Origin of the sequence: Pelomonas sp. SE-A7, from assembly GCF_030345705.1 — a bacterium.
Lineage (GTDB): Bacteria > Pseudomonadota > Gammaproteobacteria > Burkholderiales > Burkholderiaceae_C > JAUASW01.
Window position 1 is genome coordinate 2,668,269 of the sequence record NZ_JAUASW010000001.1, and the last position, 23,029, is coordinate 2,691,297.

Below are 23,029 nucleotides of genomic sequence, written 5' to 3' on the forward strand. Positions count from 1 at the left end.
CTGATTAGTTGCGCTCGAGCTCGATGTCGATACCGAGCGAACGGATTTCCTTGACCAGCACGTTGAACGACTCCGGCATGCCGGCGTCGATGGCGTGCTCGCCCTTGACGATGTTTTCGTAGACCTTGGTGCGGCCGTTCACGTCGTCAGACTTGACGGTCAGCATTTCCTGCAGCACGTAGGACGCGCCATAGGCTTCCAGGGCCCAGACTTCCATCTCACCGAAGCGCTGGCCGCCGAACTGGGCCTTGCCGCCCAGCGGCTGCTGGGTCACCAGCGAGTACGGGCCGGTCGAGCGGGCGTGCATCTTGTCGTCCACCAGGTGGTGCAGCTTCAGCACGTGCATGTAGCCGACCGTGGTCGGACGCTCGAACTGCTCGCCGGTGCGGCCATCGTGCAGGTAGGCCTGCGTGCGGGTCGGGGTCAGGCCCTTCTTCGCAGCGATGTCGTCCGGGTAGGCCAGCTTCAGCATGGCGCGGATTTCTTCTTCCTTGGCGCCATCGAACACCGGGGTCGCGAAAGGCACACCCTTGGACAGGTTCTGCGCCATCTCGATGATCTCGGCGTCGCTGAGCTCGTCCAGGCTCTCCGGACGGCCACCCGACTTGTTGTAGAGCTCGTCCAGGAACTTGCGCAGCTCGCTAACGGCGGAATGCTGTTGCAGCATGTCGCCCAGGCGCTGGCCGATACCCTTGCCGGCCCAGCCCAGGTGGACTTCCAGCACCTGGCCCACGTTCATCCGCGAGGGCACGCCCAGCGGGTTCAGAACGATGTCGGCAGGCGTGCCGTCGGCCATGTAGGGCATATCCTCGACCGGAACGACCTTGGAGACCACACCCTTGTTGCCGTGACGGCCGGCCATCTTGTCGCCAGGCTGCAGGCGGCGCTTGACGGCCAGGTACACCTTGACCATCTTCAGCACGCCGGCGGGCAGCTCATCGCCTTGCGTCAGCTTCTTGCGCTTCTCTTCGAAGGCCAGATCGAACGAGTGGCGGGTCTGCTCCAGCGAGTTCTTGATGGACTCGAGCTGGTTGGCGATGTCGTCCTCGGCCGGACGCACGTCGAACCAGTGGAACTTCTCGACGCCAGCCAGGTAGTCCTTGCTGATGACGGTGCCCTTGGCGATCTTCTGCGGGCCGCCATTGGCGACCTTGCCGACCAGCAGCTTCTCGATACGGTCGAAGGCGTCGCTTTCGACGATGCGCAGCTGGTCGTTCAGGTCCAGGCGGTAGCGCTTCAGCTCGTCGTCGATGATCTGCTGGGCGCGCTTGTCGCGCTGGATGCCTTCACGGGTGAAGACCTGGACGTCGATCACCGTACCCTGCGTGCCTTGGTCGACGCGCAGCGAGGTGTCCTTCACGTCCGAAGCCTTCTCGCCGAAGATGGCGCGCAGCAGCTTCTCTTCCGGCGTCAGCGTGGTCTCGCCCTTGGGCGTGACCTTGCCGACCAGCACGTCGCCCGGGCCGACTTCGGCGCCGATGTAGACGATGCCCGACTCGTCCAGGCGGGCCAGTTGCTGCTCGCTCAGGTTCGGGATGTCGCGGGTGATTTCTTCGCTGCCCAGCTTGGTATCGCGGGCATTGACCACCAGTTCCTCGATGTGGATCGAGGTGTAGCGGTCGTCGGCGATCACGCGCTCCGAGATCAGGATCGAGTCTTCGAAGTTGTAGCCGTTCCAGGGCATGAACGCGACCAGCATGTTCTGGCCCAGGGCCAGCTCGCCGATGTCGGTCGAGGCGCCGTCGGCAATGATGTCTTCCGCTGCAACGCGGTCGCCACGCTTGACGATGGGACGCTGGTGGATGTTCGTGTTCTGGTTCGAACGCTGATACTTGATCAGGTTGTAGATGTCGACGCCGACTTCACCGGCCACGGTCTCGTTGTCGTTGACGCGGATCACGATGCGGTTGGTGTCGACATAGTCGACCACGCCACCGCGGCGGGCCGCGACCACGGTACCCGAGTCCTTGGCGGCCACACGCTCGACACCGGTACCAACCAGCGCCTTTTCAGGACGCAGGGTCGGCACGGCCTGACGTTGCATGTTGGCGCCCATCAGTGCGCGGTTTGCGTCGTCGTGCTCGAGGAAAGGCACCAGCGAGGCGGCAACCGACACGATCTGCGTCGGGGCCACGTCCATGTACTGGATGCGCTCGGGCGAGGTCAGCACCGATTCGCCGTTTTCACGGGCAGACACCAGTTCATCGATCAGTTGGCCTTGCGGGTTCAGCGAGGCATTGGCCTGGGCGATGACGTACTTGCCTTCTTCGATGGCCGACAGGTAGTCGATCTGGTCGGTGACCTTGCCGTCCACCACGCGACGGTACGGCGTCTCCAGGAAGCCGTACTCGTTCAGCTGGGCGTACAGGGCCAGCGAGTTGATCAGGCCGATGTTCGGGCCTTCCGGCGTTTCGATCGGGCAGACACGGCCGTAGTGGGTCGGGTGCACGTCGCGGACTTCGAAGCCGGCGCGCTCGCGCGTCAGGCCGCCCGGGCCAAGGGCCGAGACGCGACGCTTGTGCGTGATTTCCGACAGCGGGTTGGTCTGGTCCATGAACTGCGACAGCTGCGAGGCACCGAAGAATTCCTTCAGTGCAGCCGAGATCGGCTTGCTGTTGATCAGGTCATGCGGCATCAGGGCTTCGGTCTCGGCCTGGCCCAGACGTTCCTTGACGGCCTTTTCGATACGAGCCAGACCCGAGCGGTACTGGTTCTCGGCCAGTTCGCCGACGCAGCGGACGCGACGATTGCCCAGGTGGTCGATGTCATCGACTTCACCTCGGCCATTGCGCAGCTCGACCAGGATCTTGACCACGTCGAGGATGTCCTCGTTGGACAGCACCATGGCGCCTTCCGGCGTGTCGCGGCCCACGCGGGCGTTGAACTTCATGCGGCCGACGCGGGACAGGTCGTAGGTGTCTTCGCTGTAGAACAGGCGGTTGAACAGGGCCTCGACCGCGTCTTCGGTCGGCGGCTCGCCGGGGCGCATCATGCGATAGATGGCGACACGTGCGGCCAACTGGTCGGCGGTCTCATCGGTGGCCAGGGTCTGGCTGATGTAGGCGCCTTCGTTCAGCTCGTTCGTGTACAGCGCCTGGACTTCCTTGATGCCGGCCTGGCGCAGCTTCTTCAGCAGCGAATCGGTCAGCTCGTCGTTGGCCTTGGCGATGATCTCGCCGGTGTCGCCATCGACCATGTTCTTGGCCAGCACGCGGCCGACCAGGAAGTCCTCGGGCACGCTGACGTGCTGCGTGCCGGATTGCTCCAGCTGGCGCACGTGGCGGGCGGTGATGCGCTTGTCCTTCTCGACGATGACGGCACCGCTCTTGTCGGTGATGTCAAAGCGGGCGACCTCGCCCTTCAGGCGGTCGGCCACGAATTCCATCTGGGCACCGGAGTCCATCAGACGGAAGTTGTCGAACACGAAGAAGTGGGCCAGGATCTGCTCGGGGTTCAGGCCGATGGCCTTGAGCAGGATGGTGACCGGCATCTTGCGGCGACGGTCGACGCGGAAGTACAGCACGTCCTTCGGGTCGAACTCGAAGTCCAGCCAGGAGCCGCGGTAGGGAATGATGCGCGCCGAGAACAGCAGCTTGCCGGACGAGTGCGTCTTGCCCTTGTCGTGCTCGAAGAACACGCCAGGCGAACGGTGCAGCTGGGAGACGATGACACGCTCGGTGCCGTTGACGATGAAGGAACCGTAGTCGGTCATCAGGGGCACTTCGCCCATGTAGACCTCTTGTTCCTTGATTTCCTTGACCGTCTTGGCCTGCGGGCTCTCACGGTCGTAAATGATCATCTGCAGGCGGGCGCGAACGGCCGCTGCATAGGTCAGGCCGCGCTGCTGGCACTCACGGGTGTCAAACGGCGGCTTGGCAATGTTGAATTCGAGGAATTTCATCTCCACGAACCCGTTGTGCGACACGATCGGGAAAGCGGAGAGGAAAGCCGCCTGCAGGCCCTCGGGCTTGCGCTTGGCAGGGGGTACGTCCTTCTGCAGGAAGGCGACGTACGAGTCCTTCTGCATGGTCAGGAGGTAGGGAACGTTGAGAACGCTCGCGCGCTTGCCGAAGCTCTTGCGAATCCGCTTGCGCTCGGTATAGCTGTAGGGGGTTGTTTGCGCCATAAACACTCCGTGTCGAGAGCCCGCACCTGGCCGTGGTACGGGCTTCGTCGGCGACTGGCTATTCGGTCATTGCGACCGAAGCTTGGTGGTTGGCCACTACCAACCGCTGGCGGACAACCCTGGCGTTGCACCAGGGCCCGACCAAACCGGCTCTCTGCAGTCGGATCAGAGAACACTTGAAAGAACCGCGCATCATACCTGATGCCAGGCCCTTTCAACTGCCCTCAATGGGACTAACCCTTAGACGACTAAAGGGGAGGCCCTCGCGGACCACCCCTTTAGCGCAGCGGAGGGGAGAACCCCTCCCCAAAATCTTACTTGAGTTCGACCTTGGCGCCGGCTTCTTCCAGCTTCTTCTTGGCGGCTTCGGCGTCGGCCTTGGCAATGCCTTCCTTGACGGGCTTCGGTGCGCCGTCGACCAGGTCCTTGGCTTCCTTCAGGCCCAGGCCGGTGATTTCGCGGACGGCCTTGATGACGCCGACCTTGTTCGAACCGGCTTCGGCCAGGACGACCGTGAATTCGGTCTTTTCTTCAGCGGCAGCAGCGCCACCAGCAGCAGCGCCGCCAGCAGCCGGAGCAGCCATCGAAGCGGCGGACACGCCGAACTTCTCTTCAATTGCCTTGACCAGATCGTTCAGTTCCAGAACGGTCATGCTGTCCAGAGCGGCCAGGAATGCGTCTTTATCGAATGCCATGATGTGTTTCCTAAATACAGATTGGTTGCGTGTGACGATGTCGTCGTCTTAGGCAGCAGCCGGGGCTTCGGCCGATGCTTCGGCACCACCACCACGTTGCTGAGCCAGGGCTGCCAGCACGGCCGCGGTGCGCTGCACCGGCGACTTGAGCAGGCCGGCGATTTGCGACAGCAGGACTTCCTTGCTCGGAACTGCCGCCAGCGCCTTCACGCCGTTGACGTCCAGAGCCTTGCCGCCGTAGGCACCACCCTTGATGACGAGCTTGTCGTTGGTCTTGGCAAAGTCAGCGATGACTTTGGCAGCCGCGACAGCGTCTTCCGAAAAGCCGTAGATCAGCGGACCGACCATGCTCTCCGAGGCAGCTTCGAACGAAGTGCCGGCGACAGCACGACGTGCCAGGGTGTTCTTCAGGACATGAAGGTACACGCCTTGGGCACGCGCGGTGACGCGCAGCTTGTTCAGAGCTTCCACGGTGAGGCCACGGTACTCGGCCAGCGCCAGCGTCTGCGACTTGGCAGCTTGTGCTGCGACGTCGGAGACAACGGCTGCCTTCTCGTTGCGATTGAGACTCAAGGTCTACTCCTCACATTACGCCCTCAGCCTTGCGGCTTCAGGCACCGGAATCAGCGACCTTCTGTTTCGGGAAACCGCTCCAGCCGAGACTCGACATGGAACCAGATCCTTTGCAGCGGGTTCGCCATCTGCGCTGGCTGTCGGGCTTGCGCCCTCCGATTAAGCGTTGCCCTCAATACAGCAGGGCTTCACACCAGCGGTCTTGGATGACGCGCGGAAGTTGTTGACTCCCACGCCCCACCAATTCATCGGCGCGACGCCAGACTCGCGTCGCACCTCAATCGAATGAGCCTTAGGCGGCAGCGCCCGAGGCAGCGATCGACGCGATTTCGACGCGGGCGCCAACGCCCATGGTCGAAGACACGGCGACCTTGCGCAGGTAGATGCCCTTGCTCGAGGCCGGCTTGGCCTTGTTCAGGGCGTCGATCAGCGCGCGCAGATTGCCTTCCAGCTTGTCGGTGTCGAACGAACGACGGCCGATCGTGCCGTGGATGATGCCGGCCTTGTCGACGCGGAACTGGACCTGGCCAGCCTTGGCGTTCTTGACGGCGGTGGCGACGTCCGGGGTCACGGTGCCGACCTTGGGGTTCGGCATCAGGCCGCGCGGGCCCAGGATCTGACCCAGGGTACCGACGACACGCATGGTGTCCGGCGAGGCGATCACCACGTCGAAGGGCATGTCGCCCGCCTTGACGCGCTCGGCCAGGTCTTCCATGCCGACCACGTCGGCGCCGGCGGCCTTGGCTTCTTCAGCCTTGGCGCCTTGGGCGAACACGGCGACGCGCTTGGTCTTGCCGGTGCCGTGCGGCAGCACGACAGCGCCACGGACGACTTGGTCCGACTTCTTGGCGTCGATGCCCAGTTGGACGGCAACGTCAATCGACTCGTCGAACTTGGCGGTAGCCAGGCTCTTCACCAGGTTCAGCGCATCGCCCAGGCCGTACAGCTTGGTGCTCTCGACCTTGCCTTGCAGGGCCTTTTGCTTCTTAGTCAGCTTTGCCATGATCAGACGCCTTCCACGATGATGCCCATCGAGCGGGCCGAGCCAGCGATGGTGCGAACGGCGGCGTCCATGTCGGCGGCCGTCAGGTCCTTCTGCTTGGTCTTCGCGATTTCTTCCAGCTGGGCACGGGTCAGCTTGCCGACCTTGTCCAAATGCGGGCGCTGCGAGCCCTTTTCGATCTTGGCAGCCTTCTTCAGCAGCACGGTCGCCGGGGGCGACTTGATGATGAAGGTGAAGCTCTTGTCCGCGAAGGCGGTGATCACCACCGGCAGCTTCAGGCCCGGCTCATAGCTCTGCGTCTGGGCGTTGAACGCCTTGCAGAATTCCATGATGTTCAGGCCGCGCTGACCCAGCGCGGGACCGACCGGCGGCGAAGGATTTGCCTTGCCAGCCGGAATTTGCAGCTTGATGAAGCCGACAATTTTCTTGGCCATGATTTCTCCTAGGAGCACCACGGCGGCCACGCCGCGATGCCTGAGTGCTAGCGCGAAGGACTGGGGCTTGCGCCTTTACCTTCGCTCCTCTTGTCCGCCTCTCGTTGCAGACTGACTACGGGCAGCCAATCAGGCGGCTGCCAGGCCCAGAGACCTTTTGCCTTCGATCCTGCGGATCTCCGGCGAAAGGTTTAACAAACTGCGTTTGTTAAACCTTTTCCACCTGACCGAAGTCCAGCTCGACCGGCGTGGCACGACCGAAGATCGTGACCGAGACGCGAACCTTGGATTTGTCGTAATTGACTTCCTCGATCGCTCCGTTGAAGTCGGTGAACGGGCCTTCCTTGACGCGGACGATCTCGCCAACGGTCCATTCCACCTTGGGTCGCGGCTTCTCGATGCCTTCTTGCATCTGGTTGACGATTTTCATCACCTCGGCTTCCGAGATCGGAGCCGGGCGATTCTTGGCGCCGCCGACGAAGCCCGTCACTTTGGACGTGTGCTTCACCAAGTGCCAGGTGTCGTCTTCCATCACCATCTCAACCAGCACGTAGCCAGGGAAGAAGCGGCGCTCGGTCACGGCCTTCTTGCCGTTCTTCAGCTCGACAACTTCTTCGGTCGGGACCAGGATGCGGCCGAACTTGTCCTGCATGCCAGCACGGTCAATGCGCTCACGCAGATTGCGCTCGACAGCCTTTTCCATGCCGGAATAGGCGTGGACCACGTACCAGCGCTTGGGCAGCCCGACGGGGGCGGCAGCAGCTTCTGCGGCGACGTTCAGTTGTTCGGTCATCTCGTCGTTCCTCTTACGCTCAGCGCTTCCAGCCCAGGATCAGGTCGTACAACACCCACTCCAGCGTCTTGTCGGTCAGCCACAGGAACAACGCCATCACGACGACGAAGGCAAACACGTAGCCCGTCATCTGCATCGCTTCCTTGCGGGTCGGCCAGACCACCTTGCGCACTTCGCGCAGCGAGTCCTGACCATAGGCGATCAGCGACTTGCCCGACTCGGCGGTGAAGAATGCGCCGGCAGCAGCAGCCAGCAGCACCAGCAATGCGGCCCATTGAGCGATCGGGCCCTGCTTGGCCAGCGCGTAGTACGCGGCCAGTGCGGCAACCACCAGCACCACGGCGCCGGCCAGCTTGGCCTTGTCGGCGCTGGTAGTGACGGTTTCGACTTGCGTATTGGACATTGAACTCTTTGCGTATCAGGCAAGCCCCTGCGGACCCGACCCATCAGCAGCAAAGCCCGCCGGGATCAACTCCCGCGGGCTGCTTGCTGGACCACTGGAACCGGCGATTATCGCAGACGACTTTCGCTGGCAGGGGCAGAGGGTCTCGAACCCCCAACCTTCGGTTTTGGAGACCGACGCTCTGCCAATTGAGCTATGCCCCTGTGGCCTTCTAAAACTTAGGCAATGATCGTTGCGACGACGCCCGAGCCGACGGTACGACCGCCTTCACGGATGGCGAAGCGCAGACCCTGCTCCATGGCGATCGGAGCGATCAGCTTCACGGTGATGCTGACGTTGTCGCCAGGCATGACCATTTCCTTGTCCTTGGGCAGCTCCACGGCACCGGTCACGTCCGTCGTGCGGAAGTAGAACTGGGGACGGTAGTTGTTGAAGAACGGAGTGTGACGGCCGCCCTCTTCCTTGCTCAGAACATAGATCTCAGCAGTGAAGTGGGTGTGCGGCTTGATCGTGCCCGGCTTGGCCAGAACCTGGCCGCGCTCGACGTCTTCACGCTTGGTGCCGCGCAGCAGGATGCCGACGTTGTCGCCAGCTTGACCTTGGTCCAGCAGCTTGCGGAACATTTCCACGCCCGTGACCGTGGTCTTCTGCACTTCGCGGATACCGACGATTTCGATTTCTTCGCCGACCTTGATGATGCCGCGCTCGACGCGACCGGTCACCACGGTGCCACGGCCCGAGATCGAGAACACGTCTTCCACCGGCAGCAGGAAGGCGCCGTCAACGGCACGGTCCGGCTGGGGGATGTAGGTGTCCAGCGCGTCGGCCAGTCGCATGATGGCTTGCTCGCCCAGGTCGCCCGTGTCGCCTTCCAGCGCCAGCTTGGCCGAACCCTTGACGATCGGAGTGTCGTCGCCCGGGAAGTCGTACTTCGAGAGCAGCTCGCGAACTTCCATCTCCACCAGCTCGAGCAGCTCGGCGTCGTCGACCATGTCGCACTTGTTCAGGAAGACGATGATGTACTTCACGCCGACCTGACGGGCCAGCAGGATGTGCTCGCGGGTCTGGGGCATCGGGCCGTCAGCGGCCGAGCACACCAGGATCGCGCCGTCCATCTGGGCGGCACCCGTGATCATGTTCTTGACGTAGTCGGCGTGGCCGGGGCAGTCAACGTGCGCGTAGTGGCGGTTGGCCGTCTCGTACTCGACGTGCGCGGTGTTGATCGTGATGCCGCGGGCCTTCTCTTCCGGCGCTGCGTCGATCTGGTCGTAGGCCTTGGCCTCGCCACCGAACTTCTTCGACAGCACGGTTGCAATTGCAGCCGTCAGCGTCGTCTTGCCATGGTCCACGTGACCAATCGTGCCCACGTTCACGTGCGGCTTGGTACGTTCAAACTTGCCTTTTGCCATCTTGCGCTCCGAGCGGTCAGATCAAAAAGAAAAGGGAAAGGAAGGGAGGTGGTGCCCATGACGCGGATCGAACGCGTGACCTCTCCCTTACCAAGGGAGTGCTCTACCACTGAGCCACATGGGCATCGACACAGGTTTGACGGCCATCTTGCGGACCGACCGGCAAACCCGTGCCGACATCTCTAACACTGCAGAACCGACACCTTTGCTGGAGCGGGAAACGGGAATCGAACCCGTGTCATTAGCTTGGAAGGCTAAGGTTCTACCATTGAACTACTCCCGCCCGGGAGTCGCCGCCACGGACCCGACCAAGCCGGATCAAGGCGTTCGCTTTGGTGGAGGAGGCTGGATTCGAACCAGCGTACGCGTTAGCGGGCAGATTTACAGTCTGCTGCCTTTAACCACTCGGCCACCCCTCCGAAGCGAGCCCACGACTATAGCACAGCAATTGTTCGGGACAAACATTTTTTGAGCCAGGGCATCGAGATCGCGACCGACGCCGCCCGCTCAAAGCCCGTCGACCACCCACGCGCCGGCAATGCATACGCATCGCCCCAGGCACATGCCGTCACGCACTCGCTGCCTTCGCGACCATACCAATCTGGTACCAAGCACAACGAGCCGGACGAATACAAGACCAAGCCCGGGCGCCACAGGAAAAGTGTGGTCGCAGCGCATCAAGGCCGGCAGGTGGCAGGGAAAACACGAACCCGAAAGTGGTAGCAAAGTGGCACTACCGAGGGATATAGTGGCATGGCATTGGTTGCATCAAGAGGTCCCCTGGAGGCACCAGCCCCATGCCACTTCATAGATTGGTATGCGCTGGTTCCGCGTTTCAACAGGCCGAATTCGAATCCGTTGGCCAAATCGAGGAGCAGTTCATGAAGGTCAGACAGACCCCCATCGCCGCCGCCGTGGCGCTCACCCTGCTGAGCACCGGCGCCCTGGCGCAAGCCCAGCAAACCGCGCCGAAGCCGGCCGAGAACCAACAGCTCGAACAGGTGGTGGTGACCGGCATCCGCGCCTCCCAGGAAAAGTCGCTGAGCGTCAAGCGCAATGCTGACGCCCACATCGACGTGGTCTCGGCCGAAGACATCGGCAAGATGCCCGACAAGAACGTGGCCGACTCGCTGGCCCGCATTCCCGGCGTCACGGTGCTGAACAGCCCGGCCGGCGGTTCCGGCGGTTTCGACGAGCGTGACCGCGTGGGCCTGCGTGGCACCAATCCCAGCCTGACCCAGACCTTGGTCGACAGCCACGCCATCGCCAACGGCGACTGGTTCGTGCTGGACCAGTCCGGTGCCGGCGTCGGCCGCAGCGTCAGCTACTCGCTGCTGCCCTCCGAACTGGTGAGCCGCGTCGAAGTCCGCAAGAACGCCGAAGCTTCGCTGGTCGAAGGCGGCACGGCCGGCTCGGTCAACATCATCACTCGCAAGCCGCTGGACTTCAGCAAGCCGCTGACGATCGAGGCCAGCGTCGGCGCCGTCTATGCCGACCTGCCGCGCAAGACCGATCCGCAGCTGAGTGCCCTGCTGAACTTCCGCAGCGACGACAAGACCTTCGGCGTGCTGGTTCAGGCCTTCTCCGAGAAGCGCAGCCTGCGTCGCGACGGCGTCGAGACCCTCGGCTGGATCAACCAGTTGACCAAAGCCAATGCCGCCGAACTGATCGCCCAGGCCCCGGGCCTGGAAGGCGCCTACATCCCCGACCTGATCGGTGCCGCCTACTTCACCCAGGAACGTGAACGCAAGGGCGGCCTGGTCCGCGCCGAGTTCAAGCCGACGAAGGACGTCGACCTGATCCTGACCGGCTTCTCGTCCAAGATGGATGCGGACAACTACAACCGCAACTACATGCTGATCAACCGGCCGGGCTTCACGGCGTACAGCACGGCCAAGCTGGGTGACTACAGCGTCGTGACCGACAAGAACGGCGTGAAGACCGTGTCCAAGCTGAATCTGACCTGGACCACGCCCTCCGCCGGCGGTGTCTACGACATGATCTCGCGCAAGGCTTCGGCCGAGAGCAACTTCCTGGGCCTGGAAGGCACGTTCAAGGTCAACGACGCACTGACCCTGTCGGTCAACGGCGGCACCTCCAAGGGCAAGGGCAAGACAGATTCGCAAGACGTCTACGAAGCCAACATCTACACCCAGGCCGCCGGCTACCAGCTCAATGGCAACAGCGCGGCACCGGCGTTCTCGGTCGGCATCGACCCCAAGAAGGGAATCAACAACCAGCCGGGCACGAGCGCGGCCGGCATGGGTTTCGGCTGGATCTTTGGCGTCGAGAACCTGGTCGTGAACGACAAGGACACCTGGGCCCAGGTGGACGGCGAATACACCATGGACGCCGGCGTGCTGAAGAGCCTGAAGTTCGGCGCCCGCAGCGCCACCCACGACCGCGGTACCGGCTCTACGGTCAACCAGCGCCCGGGTTGCAGCACCGGCACCGCCTATGGCGCCAGCATGTTCCCCTGGTCGGGCACCTTCTACTGCGGCGCCAACGACAACAATGCCGCCAGCTCGCCCTCGCCCTACACCATCGCCAACTCGCCGGCCTTCAGCCAGCTCTATCCGAGCAACTTCGGCGGCGGTCTGGGCGGAGGCTTCCCGACGAGCATCGCCTACGTCTCGGCAGCCGACCTGGCGGCCTTCAACGCCAAGTACACCAACCGTGACCCGAACAGCGCGGCCCTGGTGCACTCGCCCATCCAGGGCGGTGAATACGGCGTGAAGGAAACCACCACGGCGATGTACGTGCAGGGCAACCTGGAAGGCCAGGCCTGGAGCGGCAACATCGGCCTGCGTGCCGTTCGCACCAAGCAGTCCTCGCACGCCTGGACCTACACGCCGAACGCGGCCAAGCCGGACGTGACCTCGGCCTGGGGCGCGGAGTACCTGACGAGCAATTCGCGCAGCTACACCGACCTGCTGCCCAGCGCGAGCATCCGCATCGACATCTCGAAGGATCTGGTCGGTCGCCTGGCCCTGAGCCGCACCATGACCCGCGCGGACTACACGGCGCTGTCGGCCGCCGCCAACCTGTCGCCGCCGGCCAACCTGCAGGACCAATCGGTTGGTGGCGGCTCGGCCGGCAACCCCAACCTGAAGCCGATCCGTTCGAACAACTTCGACGCCAACCTGGAGTGGTACTTCGCCCCGCGCGCCTTTGTGTCCATGGGTGCCTTCCACATGCAGATGGGCAGCTACATCAAGGACGGCACCTTCAGCGCGACCCTGCCGACGCTGCTGGCCCCGGCCGGTGGTGGCGCCGCCCAGATCGTGGACCGCAAGTACCTGCTGACCGGCCCGATCAACACGAGCGCCTCGGTCACCGGCCTGGAGTTCGCGTTTGAATCGCCGATCAACAAGAACTTCGGCGTCAGTGCGAACTACACCTTCGCCGACGGCCACGACAGCAATGGCCATGTGCTGCGCGGCAACGTCCGACACTCGGTCAACCTGGGCGGCTTCTACGAAGACGACAAGTTCTCGGCCCGCGTTAACTACGGCTATACCGACAGCATCTACATCGGTACCGACCGTGGCACGGACTACTACCAGAAGGGCTCCGGCGTGCTGTCCGCCTCGATCGGCTACAAGCTGACCGAGAACTTCGGCATCAGCCTGGATGGTCAGAACCTGAACAGCCCCAAGCTGAAGTACTTCGCGTCCGACACCCAGCCGCGCGCGATCTACAACAACGGCCGTCAGTACTACCTGACTGCCCGCGTCAAGTTCTGACGCCTTGGCAAACAGCCGGCTGCCTTCGGGCACCGGCTGCTGCAATGCAAACGGCCCCTCGGGGCCGTTTTTTTGGCTCTCGCCGACAGGAAAAGGCGGACTGCCTGCGTCAGGGCTTGCCCAGTTGCGCGATGAGGTCCTTGCGGATGGCCGCGTCGGCTTTCACATCGAGCTCGCCAAACATGTGGCGCTGGTCGGCGGGAATATGTGCAAGAGACTCGCCCCGCGCACCGAACACATAGTGCTCGAACAGCGCTCGCCACCCCTCGCGCTCGCCGTCGGGCAAGTGCCGGAACGCCAGCATCGCCAGGCGCATCGCCGCCAGATGGAGGTCGTCCTTGCGTTGCGCAGCCGGCGCGTCCCGCCACCAGTAGTTCATCAGGATGTTCAGGTCCGGCGCCAGCGCTTCGACCTGGTGGAACCACAGCGGCGGAATGTAGAGCGCATCACCCGGCCCGAGCTCGGCCACCAGCGCCTGCTCCAGTGCCTGGCGCACCAGCGGGAAACGCTCGGCATCGGCCGTCTGCAAGTTGGGCAGGACCGACATGGGCGCAGGCGTGGGCGCGTGGTCGGGCGGCCCCATGTAGAGCAGCGGCGCGCATTGCGGCGGCAGCAATGTGAAGCGGCGGCGGCCGGCGGCCACGCAGGCGATGTTGTGCGAGTCGTCGAAATGGGCCGGCACGCTCGCCCGGTTGCCAATCCAGATCCGCGGCCGCACCGCGGCATCCAGCAGCGGGCAGGCATTGGCCTGCTCCAGCCCCGGCAACACCTCGGCCACCAGGGCGCTCTGCGCCGCCAAGGCCGGCGGATCCGGGAAATGGCTGTAGCGCCAGAGCTGCTCGAACAGCGCCGCATAGGGCCGCTTGTCGTGCACGAAGCTGAAGCCGCTCAGGCCCGGCCGGTAGCCGAAGGCGCGCGCCGGGTCCGGCCGCGCCAGCACCGCATCGACGGGCTTGCCGCCATCGAAAGCCATCAGGTACTGGAGGCAAGCCTCCAGGCCCGCCCGGCCCTGCGCCACCAAGGGCCAGTCCGAGACCAGGCCTCGCATCACCACCGGCCGGTAGTCCTGCAGCACCTCTTGCTCGAAGCCTTGGCGCGTGAGGCCGGCCAGCTCCTTGATCGCTTGCATGCGGCCTCCTTGCGCGGTCAACGCCGACGCGCCAGCACGCCGTGCCAGGCCGCTGGAATATGGGCGGACGGATCCTCGTCGCGCTGCACCACGTAGTGCTCGAACATCGCGGCCCAGGCCTCGCGCTGATCGGCCGGCAGCGCATTCAGAACCTGGATGGCCTGCAGCAGGCTGGCCACCGGCGTGGGCAGCTTGGCGTCCCCCACGACCGGCCACCAGTAGTTGACCAGCAGATTGACTTTCTCCAAGGCTTCGACCTGATGGAACCACAGGGGCGGAAGATAGAGCGCATCGCCCGGCTCCATCTCGGCGACCTGGGCGTTCGCCAGCGCCTCGCGATAGCGCGGATAGCGTTCGAAGTCCGGATCCTTGGGATGGACCACCGAGATCGGCGCGCCCGAAGGCGTGTGCTCCAGCGGGCCTATGTAGAGATTGCCGACCTGCTCGGGCGCAAACAGCGTGAAGCGTCGCCGCCCGGCCACCACGCAGGCCAGGTTGTACGGATGGTCGTGGTGCACCGGCACGGTCAGCGCATTGCCCAGCCAGAAATTGGGGATCACGCCGGGCAGGGCCTGCAGCAGGTTCTCGTCCAGGAAGCCGGGGATGATCTCGCTCACCTTGGCGCATTGCGCAGCGATGGAAGGCGCGCCCTCGACCGTCAGATAGGTCTGCAGATGGCTCATGAACTCGCCCAGGCCCATGCGCGCCTTGACGAAGGCGAAGTCGCTGAGGCCTTCGTTGTAGCCCATCACGCCGCGGGCAGCGGCCCGCGTTTTGGTGGCGATCACCTCGTTGCCGCGGTCGAAGCGGTGCAGGTAGTCGCAGATGCCCAGCACGCTCGCCCGGCCGGCCTGCACCGCGGGCCATTCCTTGACCAAGCCCTTCAGCAGCACCGGCTGTGCGCGCTGCTCCAAACGCTGCTTGAGTTGCGGCTCGTCGGCCGCCGACCAGATTTCAACCGGCTTCATCGCTTGTCTTCATTTCCCCGCCGATGGCAGCGGCTCAGACCTTGATCACCAGACCGCGCCGCTTCATCCAGCGGGCCAACAGGCCGAAGGCGAGGACGAAGCAGAGGGCGAATGCCAGCGATTGTCCATAAGGCCCGATCCAGGCCTGCAGCCAGCCAAAGCCTGTCGCGTAGAGCTTGGGCATCCAGCCCAGGCCCTCGAGCAGGACGGTCGCCATCCAGGCGCCGGCATAGACCGCAATCGCGTTGATGCCGAAGGCCTGGCCGAGCGCAGGCGCGCGGTGCTGATCGACCAGCCAATGCGCGCCCGCCAAGGCCAGCGCGGCCAGGCCACCGGTCCACAGCACGAAGGAAGGCGTCCACAGCTGCTTGTTGAACGGCAGCAGCTCCGACCACACCAGGCCCAGAGCCGCCGCTGCGATGCCGGTCACCACCAGCGCAGCCACCCGCCCGCTCCGCAGCTGGGCGCCGCAGAGCAGACCGAGCACGCAAGTCCCCAGCGCGCCCAGCGTGGAAAGCAGGCCTTCGGGATCGAAGGCAATGCCGCTCGCGGCATCCCATTCGTAGGCGAAACGACCGAGCACGGCGGTGTCGATCCGCTGCGCCAGGCTGCCCGACTTCTCAAGCGTCGCACCGCCATGCAACAAGGCGCCGTAGCCGACCAGCAAGCCCGCCAGCAGCAGGCACTGAGACCGTTCCCTCAACTGGATTGCCACCAGGCCGACGAATGCAAAGCACAGGCCTATGCGTTGCAGCACGCCCATCAACCTGAACTCGGGTCGGTTCATCAGCCACCAGGCCAGCAGATGCAGCACCAGGCCCAGGCCGATGATGCGCAGGCTGCGCACCAGCACCGACTTGCGCAACGGGTCAGGTTCCGCACCGGCCTCGACGCGGGCGCCCAGGCTCAGCGCACAGGACACACCGACGATGAAGAGGAAGAACGGAAAGATCAGGTCGGTCGGCGTGCAGCCATGCCAGGCCGCATGTTCCAGCGGCGCGTACACATGGCCCCAGTCGCCCGGGTTGTTGACCAGCAGCATGGCCGCCACGGTCAGGCCGCGCAGCGCGTCGACCGATTGCAGGCGGGCGGCCGTCATCGTCGTGACGCCCGGATTCAGATATCGCAGCGGCTGTCGAGTCCGCTGGCAGGCACGCTGTCTTCGCGCGCCACGCCGCGCCGGCGGTAGTCAAGCACCGCCGCCTCGACCTGGGCCGGGCTCAGGATCTCGTTGCGGGCATGCAAGACCCAGTCCACATCCTGCTGCCAGCGCCGCGGCTGCTCGGACTTGGGCAGCAATCCGCCCGGCGAGAACCAGAGGTTGAAGCTGATGGCCATGGGCTGGACCGGATAGTTGCGGCCCCCATGCTGGGTCAGCTCGCGGCCGTCCAGCAGCCAGCGGACCTTGCCCTCGCCCACCTGCATCATCAGCACATGCCAGCCGTCCAGTGCGCCGACTTCCTCGTGCTGCTGGTTGTGGGCATCCCAGGGTTCGATGCGCACGGTCTGCCAGCTCACGCTGTAGAGCCGCGTCTTCTCGCTGCCCCAGCCGCCGTTGGCCAGGTATTCCCAGTCCAGCTCGCTGAACCTGGGGTCGTAGTCGTGCTTCAGCGGCGCCACCGCGTAGAAGGTCTGGATCACCGGATCGCCATCGACGCCGGCCGCCGGCTTGTCGTTGAATCGGACCCGCGCGGCGTAGGTGCCTTCCAGGTACTTGCGCTGATGGCAGAGCTGGACCTGCTCGGTGCCGGCGCCGCTGCCATCGGTCTGCGCCGTCATGCGCAGCAGGCGGTTGCCGGGCTGGGCCGGATCGGCCAGCAGGCTGATGCCCGCCGGATTCCAGCGCGCCCCTTCCACGCCCGGGTGACCGGCCTTGCTGCGCGCGGTCCAGCCCTGGGAGAACAGGCTGTTCAGGTCGGCCTGGCTGAAGTCGTCGAACAGACGCTCCGGCGGCGCGGCCAATGCGCCCGCCGAGACCAGCAGGGCCAGCAGGGCCGCCTTCATGCGCCGGCCGTCGCTTCGCCAGCCGTGGCAGCCGGCACCGCTTCGCGGCCCGGAATCCGCACGAAGAACATCAGCACCAGGGCCGGCAGGCCGCAGGCGATGGTCCAGAGGAAGAACTGCTGGTAGCCCATGGCGACCTGGATGTCGCCGCTGATGGTCTTGGACAGGATGAAGCCCAGCTGCATCACGCCCGAACCCAGCGCGTAATGGGCCGTCTGGTACTTGCCCGGCGCCACCGCCTGCATGATGTAGAGAATCATGCCGACGAAGCCGAAGCCGTAGCCGAACATCTCGATGCTCACCGCGGTGCCAACGTGGAACATGCCGCGCGCGGTATTGACCTCGGGCATGGCCATCGACAGGTAATAGAAGACCACGTTGGGCACGGCCATCGCAATGATCAACACCGGCATGGCCCGCTTCAGGCTCAGCCAGGACGTGAAATAGCCGCCCAGGATGCTGCCCACCAGGAAGGCCGCCGTGCCGGCCGTGCCGTAGATGCCACCCACCTGCTCGGTGGTCAGGCCCAGGCCACCCTTGTCGCGCGCCTCGACCAGGAACAGCGGCCCAATCGTCTGCACCTGGCCTTCGGCGAAGCGGAACAGCACGATGAAGAGGATGGCCAGCCAGATGCCGGGCTTGCGCAGGAAGTCCTCGATCACCTCGCCGAGTGTCTTGGCGACGCTGGCCACGCTCAGGTCGCTGTGCTCGGTATTCAGCGCGCCGGGCAGGGCCCAGGCGTTGTAGCTGGCCAGCACGGCCAGCAGCACGGCCAGCATGACGAAGATGGTCGACCAGGCGTTGAAAACGCCGATCGACTTTTCCAGATGTCCCGCCAGCACCAGCAGGCCGCCCAGGGTCAGGAACTTGGAGGCATTGAAGAAGGCGCCCTGCCAGCCGGCATAGGCCGCCTGACTCTTGGCATCGAGCGAGGCCATGTAGAGACCGTCGCAGGCGATGTCGTGCGTGGCCGAGGCATAGGCCAGCAGGAACAGCACGGCGATGCTGGCGCCGAACCAGGCCGGCAGCTGCAGCGCGCCGGCCATCAGGGCCAGGCCCACGGCTCCGGTGAACTGCATGGCCACGACGATCAGCTTCTTGCTGCGCGCCAGTTCCAGGAAGGGGCTCCACAGCGGCTTGAAGGCCCAGGCCAGGCCCAGCACGCCGGTCCAGCGGGCGATCTGGTCATTGCCCACGCCCATGTTCTTGAACATCAGGCCGGCAATCAGCATGACGACGAAGAACTGCATGCCCTGCACGAAGTACAGGCTGGGCACCCAGCGGATAGGCGAAGCTTGTTGAGTTGCTGCGGCTGCTTCCATGCGGGGTCCCCTCGTAGGTCTTGTGTGTTTGTGAGTCGTCAGTGCAAGGTCACCGGCGGCCGCGCCGAAGCGCTGAGCTCGCCACGCAGCCAGCGCCTGAGTGCTTCAAGCGCGCCGTCCGCATAGCCCCAGCTGACGACGGCCGGAGCGGCGATGTCCAGCACCTGGAACGGATTCCAGATCGCCAGATGCAGGTCGGGCCGGGCCGAGCCGGCGCTGGCCTGGTAGCGGCCGCGCTGGTTGGACACCAGGATGTTGATGCGCCCATCGGCCGGGATGTCGGCCGAAGAGAGGGCGCGCAGATTGGGCAGGTGCAGGAACTGCACGTCGGTGAACCAGCCTTCAAACAGCGCGGCCACCTGGGCCACCGAGGCACCGGCCTCGGACACGCCGTCGCTGGCCACGCTGGCCTGGCAGATCACGCGGATCGGTGCGGCCCGATCGGGTGCAGCGGCGCCGCGCAAGGCGCTCAGGCCGCGGGCCCAGGTCTCGCGCATCAGCTGGTCGTCGGCCTCGCGCTGGCCGGCGTCATAGTCGCGGCGGGCCAGCGGGTAGCGGGTCGCCAGCCGGTCCAGGCGCAGCTTGGCCTGGTCGAGTCGCTCCGCCGTCAGCTCACCGGCCGCCAGGGCCGCCGCAATGGCGTCTATGGCCTCGGCCTGCTCGGCGATGGAGCCCTGGGCCAGCGGCATGTCGGCACCGGCTTGCAGGGCCAGCACCGACGCGCGGGCATAGCCGTAGCGCTCGAACACGGCCTTCATCATCAGCGCGTCGGTGATCACCACGCCGTCGAAGCCCATGCTCTCGCGCAGGATGCCGGTCAGGATGGTCTTGGACAGAGTCGCCGGATGCTCGTCGTCGAGCTGCGGATAGACGATGTGGGCGGTCATCACCGCCGGTGCCGCCTCAGGGCCCGAGGCCAGGGCGCGGAAGGGCTTGAGCTCCAGCGCTTCCAGCGCGGCCAGCGACTTGTCGACCGTGGGCAGCGCATGGTGCGAGTCCACATGGGTGTCGCCATGGCCGGGGAAATGCTTGACGCAGCAGGCCACACCCTCGCGCAGCGAGCCGCGCATCCAGGCCCGGGCAAGCCGGGTCACGGTCTCGGCGTCCTCGCCGAAGCTGCGCTCGCCGATGACCGGGTTGGCCGGGTTGTTGTTGATGTCCAGTACCGGCGCGAAGTTCCAGTTGATGCCCAGATGGCGCAGGCCGCGGGCCACGGCGGCGCCCACTTCCTCGGCCAATGCTTCGTCGCCGATGGCACCCAGCGCCATGGCGGCCGGCGCCTGCGGCAGGCTGATGGCGCGGATCACCGAGCCGCCTTCCTGGTCGATGCCGATCAGGGCCTGCTCGCCCATCACCGCGCGCAGGTCGGCGGTCAGCTGGCGGATCTCGTCTTCCGTGCCCAGGTTCTTGCGGAACAGGCAGACCGCGCGGACCTGGCGTTCGCGCAGGAAGGCCGCGGTCTCGGCATCGAGCGACTTCCCGGGAATATCGACCATGACCAGCTGGCCAGGATGGACGTTGGACTGCTGCGTCATCGCCGAACCTCAGTGAGTCTTGGTGACCTTGGCCAGATGGCGGGGCTGATCCGGGTTCAGGCCGCGCGCACGAGCCAGGGCCTCGACCATGGGATAAAAGCTCTGCACCGCGGCAATCGGATCCAGGTCCTCGTTGCCGGTGCAGGCCAGCGGCAGCTCGGCACCCGGCGTGCCGACCGGTGCGGCCAGCAGCACGCGGGCGCCGCGGCCGCGCATCTCCTCGGCCAGGGCGATCAGGCCGGCCTGGGCCGGGCCGCGCGGCGCGAACACCAGCAGCGGATAGCCTTCCTCGACCAGGGCCATCGGGCCATGCTTGACCTCGGCGCCCGAGAAAGCCTCGGCCTGGATGCCGCAGGTTTCCTTGAACTTCAGCGCCGCTTCCAGCGCGATCGGTAGGCTGGTGCCGCGGCCGATCACGAACAGGCGGTCGGCGTCCTTGAGTGCATCGACCGCCACGCTCCAGTCCTGGCGTGCTGCCTCTTCGAGCGCCGCGGGCAGCTGCTGCAGCGCGGCCGACAAGTCTTCGTCGCCCTGCCAGGCGGCGACCACGCGGGCACCGGCCACCAGTTGGGCGATGTAGCTCTTGGTGGCGGCCACGCTCTGCTCCGGGCCGGCGTGCAGGCCGAACATATGCTCGCTGGCCTCGGCCAGCGGCGAGCCGGCGGCATTGACGAAGGCCACGGTGCGGGCGCCACCGGCGCGGAAGAACTTCTGCGGCGCCACCAGGTCGGGGCTCTGGCCCGACTGCGAAAAGGCCAGCGACACCAGGCCCTGGCATTCGATCTTGCTCTGGTACAGCGTGATCAGCGACATCGGCAGCGAGGTCACCAGGCGGCCGAGGCGCGCCATCACGAGGTAAGCCATGTAGTGGGCCGCATGATCCGAGCTACCCCGGGCCACGGTCAGCAGCGAGCTGGGCGGGCTGGCGCGCAGCGATTCTCCGAGTGCGGCATAGGCGTTCTGATCGGCGGCCAGCTGGCGCGCCACGGCGGCAGGAGCGCTCAGGCACTCCTCAAGCATTCGCGAGGTCAATCTCTTCCCCTTCAACGACCACGCGCTGCAGCTGCAGCTCGCGGTCCATCACCACCAGATCCGCCCAGGCGCCCGCGGCCAGGCGGCCGCGATCATCCAGGCCCATGTAATCGGCCGCATGCGTAGACACGCGACGCGAGGCGTCCGCAATTTCCAGCCCCAGCTTCTGCACCAGGTTGCGCAGCGCCTGGTCCATGGTCAGGGTGCTGCCGGCCAGCGTGCCGTCGGGCAGGCGCACACCGCCCATGCACTTGGTCACCGTGTGGCGGCCGAGCTTGTATTCGCCGTCGGGCATGCCGGCGGCCGCGGTCGAGTCGGTCACGCAGAACATGCAGGGAATGGCCCGCATGGCCACGCGGATCGCGCCCGGATGCACATGCAGCAGGTCCGGAATGATCTCGGCATAGCGCGCATGGGCCAGGGCCGCGCCGACCATGCCGGGCTCGCGGTGATGCAGGCCGCTCATCGCATTGAACAAATGGGTGAAGCCGCCCGCGCCCTGCTGCAGGGCAGCCACGCCGTCCTCGTAGGTGCCGGCCGTGTGTCCGATCTGGACGCGGAAGCCGGCTTCACGCAGCTTGGGGATCAGGGCCAGCAAGCCCTCGATCTCGGGCGCCAGCGTGATCAGCTTGATAGGCGCCAGCGCGTCGAGGGCTCGCACCTCGTCCAGGCTGGCGTCCTTGGCGAAGTCGGGCTGGGCGCCCAGCTTGCCGGGGTTGATGTAGGGGCCTTCCAGATGGACGCCGAGCACGCGCGCGCCCTGCGGGTCGCGCTGGCGGCACAGCGGGCCCAGCGCGGCCAGCGCCGCGCGGATCTCATCCAGCGGGGCCGTCATCGTGGTAGCCAGCATCGAGGTTGTGCCGTGCCGGGCATGCTGGCGCGCGATCAGCGGCGCTGCATCGCCGCCTTCCATGGTGTCGCGGCCGCCACCGCCATGGACGTGGATGTCGATGAAGCCTGGCAGCACGATGGGCAGCTCGCCGGCGCGCACCTCGGCCTCGGTCACGGCCTGGCCGCTGATCTGCGTGATGCGGCCCGCGTCGATTTCGAGCTGGCCACGGACAAAGCCCTGCGGCGTCAGCACATGGCCGGTGATCGCCTTCAGCCCGCTCATCCTTCGCGCCTCATTTCCGCGACGAAGTCGTAGTAGTCGCTGCGGCAGTAGCTGTGGGTCAGCTCCACCGCCTGGCCGCCGTCCAGATAGCCGACGCGGGTGATGAAGAGCACGGCCTGGCCCACCGGCACCTGCAGCAGACCGGCGAGGCGCGGGTCGGCGTTGATGGCGCGGATGTGCTGCAGGGCGCGCACCGGCGCACCGCCATGCTTGGACAGGAAGTTGTAGAGCGAGCTTTCGACCTTGTGCGGGTCCGGCAGCACCGAGGCCGGCAGCACGCTGACCTCATAGGCCATCACCACGTCGTCGGCCAGGCGCAGCCGCTCGAGCCGGGCGATGCGCTCGCCGGTAGCCAGGCCCAGCGACAGCTGCTCGTCCGGCGCCGCCAGCGAGAAGCCGCGGGCCAGCCAGCGCGAGCTGGGCTTGAAGCCGCGCTGGTGCAGTTCTTCCGAGAAGCTGGTCAAGCGCGACAGCGGCTGCTCTAGCTTGGGCGCGATGTAGTTGCCCGAGCCGCGCTTGCGCACGATCAGGCCCTGCTCCACCAGGCGGTCTATGGCCTTGCGGGCGGTCACGCGCGACAGGTCCAGCGACTCCGACAGCACCCGCTCCGAGGGCAGGGCTTCATCGGCGTGGTACTGACCTTCGCGGATCGCCTGCGCCAGCTTGTGGGCCAGCTGCATGTACAGCGGCGAAGCGGCTTGCGGATCCGGCTTGAACTGGAAGGGCAGCTTGTTGTTGCTCAT

General features: G+C 65.4%; 18 protein-coding genes and 4 tRNA genes. 1 reads left to right on the forward strand and 21 read right to left on the reverse strand.

The annotated features are described in order from the left end of the window. Positions 1 to 4: 4 nt before the first annotated feature. The 12 genes from rpoB to QT382_RS12160 all read right to left on the reverse strand — a co-directional run bounded on the left by rpoB (position 5) and on the right by QT382_RS12160 (position 9,855). Positions 5 to 4,126 carry a DNA-directed RNA polymerase subunit beta gene (gene rpoB, locus QT382_RS12105; RefSeq protein WP_289254282.1) on the reverse strand — a complete coding sequence of 1,374 codons (4,122 nt, stop codon included), beginning with the start codon at positions 4,124 to 4,126 and terminating at the stop codon, positions 5 to 7. 314 nt (positions 4,127 to 4,440) lie between these two features. Beyond that, positions 4,441 to 4,821 carry a 50S ribosomal protein L7/L12 gene (gene rplL / locus QT382_RS12110; protein ID WP_289254283.1) on the reverse strand — a complete coding sequence of 127 codons (381 nt, stop codon included), beginning with the start codon at positions 4,819 to 4,821 and terminating at the stop codon, positions 4,441 to 4,443. Between the two features lie 48 nt (positions 4,822 to 4,869). Continuing rightward, on the reverse strand, positions 4,870 to 5,394 hold the full coding sequence (rplJ, locus tag QT382_RS12115; protein ID WP_289254284.1) for a 50S ribosomal protein L10: 525 nt from the start codon (positions 5,392 to 5,394) through the stop codon (positions 4,870 to 4,872). Positions 5,395 to 5,686: 292 nt separating this feature from the next. Continuing rightward, complete coding sequence (rplA, locus tag QT382_RS12120) at positions 5,687 to 6,397, reverse strand: 50S ribosomal protein L1 (protein WP_289254285.1); 711 nt, start codon at positions 6,395 to 6,397, stop codon at positions 5,687 to 5,689. A gap of 2 nt (positions 6,398 to 6,399) precedes the next feature. Continuing rightward, positions 6,400 to 6,831, reverse strand: a complete 432-nt coding sequence (rplK, locus tag QT382_RS12125; RefSeq protein WP_183103976.1) for a 50S ribosomal protein L11 — start codon at positions 6,829 to 6,831, stop codon at positions 6,400 to 6,402. Between the two features lie 208 nt (positions 6,832 to 7,039). Then, positions 7,040 to 7,624, reverse strand: a complete 585-nt coding sequence (gene nusG / locus QT382_RS12130) for a transcription termination/antitermination protein NusG (protein WP_289254286.1) — start codon at positions 7,622 to 7,624, stop codon at positions 7,040 to 7,042. A 19-nt stretch (positions 7,625 to 7,643) separates the two neighbouring features. Then, on the reverse strand, positions 7,644 to 8,027 hold the full coding sequence (gene secE, locus QT382_RS12135) for a preprotein translocase subunit SecE (protein WP_289254287.1): 384 nt from the start codon (positions 8,025 to 8,027) through the stop codon (positions 7,644 to 7,646). Between the two features lie 127 nt (positions 8,028 to 8,154). Beyond that, positions 8,155 to 8,230: transfer RNA gene (locus tag QT382_RS12140), tRNA-Trp, on the reverse strand. Between the two features lie 15 nt (positions 8,231 to 8,245). Beyond that, positions 8,246 to 9,436 carry an elongation factor Tu gene (gene tuf / locus QT382_RS12145; protein ID WP_289254277.1) on the reverse strand — a complete coding sequence of 397 codons (1,191 nt, stop codon included), beginning with the start codon at positions 9,434 to 9,436 and terminating at the stop codon, positions 8,246 to 8,248. A gap of 49 nt (positions 9,437 to 9,485) precedes the next feature. Further along, a tRNA-Thr gene (locus QT382_RS12150) sits at positions 9,486 to 9,560 on the reverse strand. Positions 9,561 to 9,645: 85 nt separating this feature from the next. Then, positions 9,646 to 9,719 (reverse strand) — tRNA-Gly (locus QT382_RS12155). 50 nt (positions 9,720 to 9,769) lie between these two features. Continuing rightward, a tRNA-Tyr gene (locus QT382_RS12160) sits at positions 9,770 to 9,855 on the reverse strand. Positions 9,856 to 10,317: 462 nt separating this feature from the next. Here QT382_RS12160 and QT382_RS12165 point away from each other — a divergent pair. Next, positions 10,318 to 13,182 carry a TonB-dependent receptor gene (locus QT382_RS12165; protein ID WP_289254288.1) on the forward strand — a complete coding sequence of 955 codons (2,865 nt, stop codon included), beginning with the start codon at positions 10,318 to 10,320 and terminating at the stop codon, positions 13,180 to 13,182. A gap of 109 nt (positions 13,183 to 13,291) precedes the next feature. Here the strand turns inward: QT382_RS12165 and QT382_RS12170 are convergent, their stop codons facing one another. From QT382_RS12170 to QT382_RS12210, 9 genes are read right to left on the reverse strand one after another with little or no spacing between them, the layout of a single operon-like run. Beyond that, positions 13,292 to 14,311: a cupin-like domain-containing protein gene (locus QT382_RS12170; protein ID WP_289254289.1), complete on the reverse strand. Its 1,020-nt coding sequence runs from the start codon at positions 14,309 to 14,311 to the stop codon at positions 13,292 to 13,294. Between the two features lie 17 nt (positions 14,312 to 14,328). Then, positions 14,329 to 15,279, reverse strand: a complete 951-nt coding sequence (locus QT382_RS12175; protein ID WP_289254290.1) for a cupin-like domain-containing protein — start codon at positions 15,277 to 15,279, stop codon at positions 14,329 to 14,331. Positions 15,280 to 15,313: 34 nt separating this feature from the next. Beyond that, positions 15,314 to 16,378, reverse strand: coding sequence for an acyltransferase family protein (locus QT382_RS12180; protein WP_289254291.1), 1,065 nt, complete (start codon positions 16,376 to 16,378; stop codon positions 15,314 to 15,316). 17 nt (positions 16,379 to 16,395) lie between these two features. Continuing rightward, positions 16,396 to 17,283 (reverse strand): glycoside hydrolase family 16 protein, encoded by an 888-nt coding sequence (locus tag QT382_RS12185; RefSeq protein WP_289254292.1) that lies wholly within the window; start codon positions 17,281 to 17,283, stop codon positions 16,396 to 16,398. Continuing rightward, a complete protein-coding gene (locus tag QT382_RS12190; protein WP_289254293.1) occupies positions 17,280 to 18,605 on the reverse strand; it encodes an MFS transporter in 1,326 nt (441 codons plus the stop codon). The genes QT382_RS12185 and QT382_RS12190 overlap by 4 nt, the downstream gene beginning before the upstream one ends. A gap of 38 nt (positions 18,606 to 18,643) precedes the next feature. Beyond that, positions 18,644 to 20,140 (reverse strand): beta-N-acetylhexosaminidase, encoded by a 1,497-nt coding sequence (gene nagZ, locus QT382_RS12195; protein ID WP_289254294.1) that lies wholly within the window; start codon positions 20,138 to 20,140, stop codon positions 18,644 to 18,646. Between the two features lie 9 nt (positions 20,141 to 20,149). Continuing rightward, complete coding sequence (locus QT382_RS12200; protein WP_289254295.1) at positions 20,150 to 21,160, reverse strand: SIS domain-containing protein; 1,011 nt, start codon at positions 21,158 to 21,160, stop codon at positions 20,150 to 20,152. After that, the gene (nagA, locus tag QT382_RS12205) at positions 21,153 to 22,286 is read right to left on the reverse strand and encodes an N-acetylglucosamine-6-phosphate deacetylase (protein ID WP_289254296.1); all 1,134 of its coding nucleotides are present in this window, start codon (positions 22,284 to 22,286) and stop codon (positions 21,153 to 21,155) included. Before nagA ends, QT382_RS12200 begins: the two co-directional genes overlap by 8 nt. Continuing rightward, positions 22,283 to 23,029 carry a GntR family transcriptional regulator gene (locus QT382_RS12210; RefSeq protein ID WP_289254297.1) on the reverse strand — a complete coding sequence of 249 codons (747 nt, stop codon included), beginning with the start codon at positions 23,027 to 23,029 and terminating at the stop codon, positions 22,283 to 22,285. Before QT382_RS12210 ends, nagA begins: the two co-directional genes overlap by 4 nt.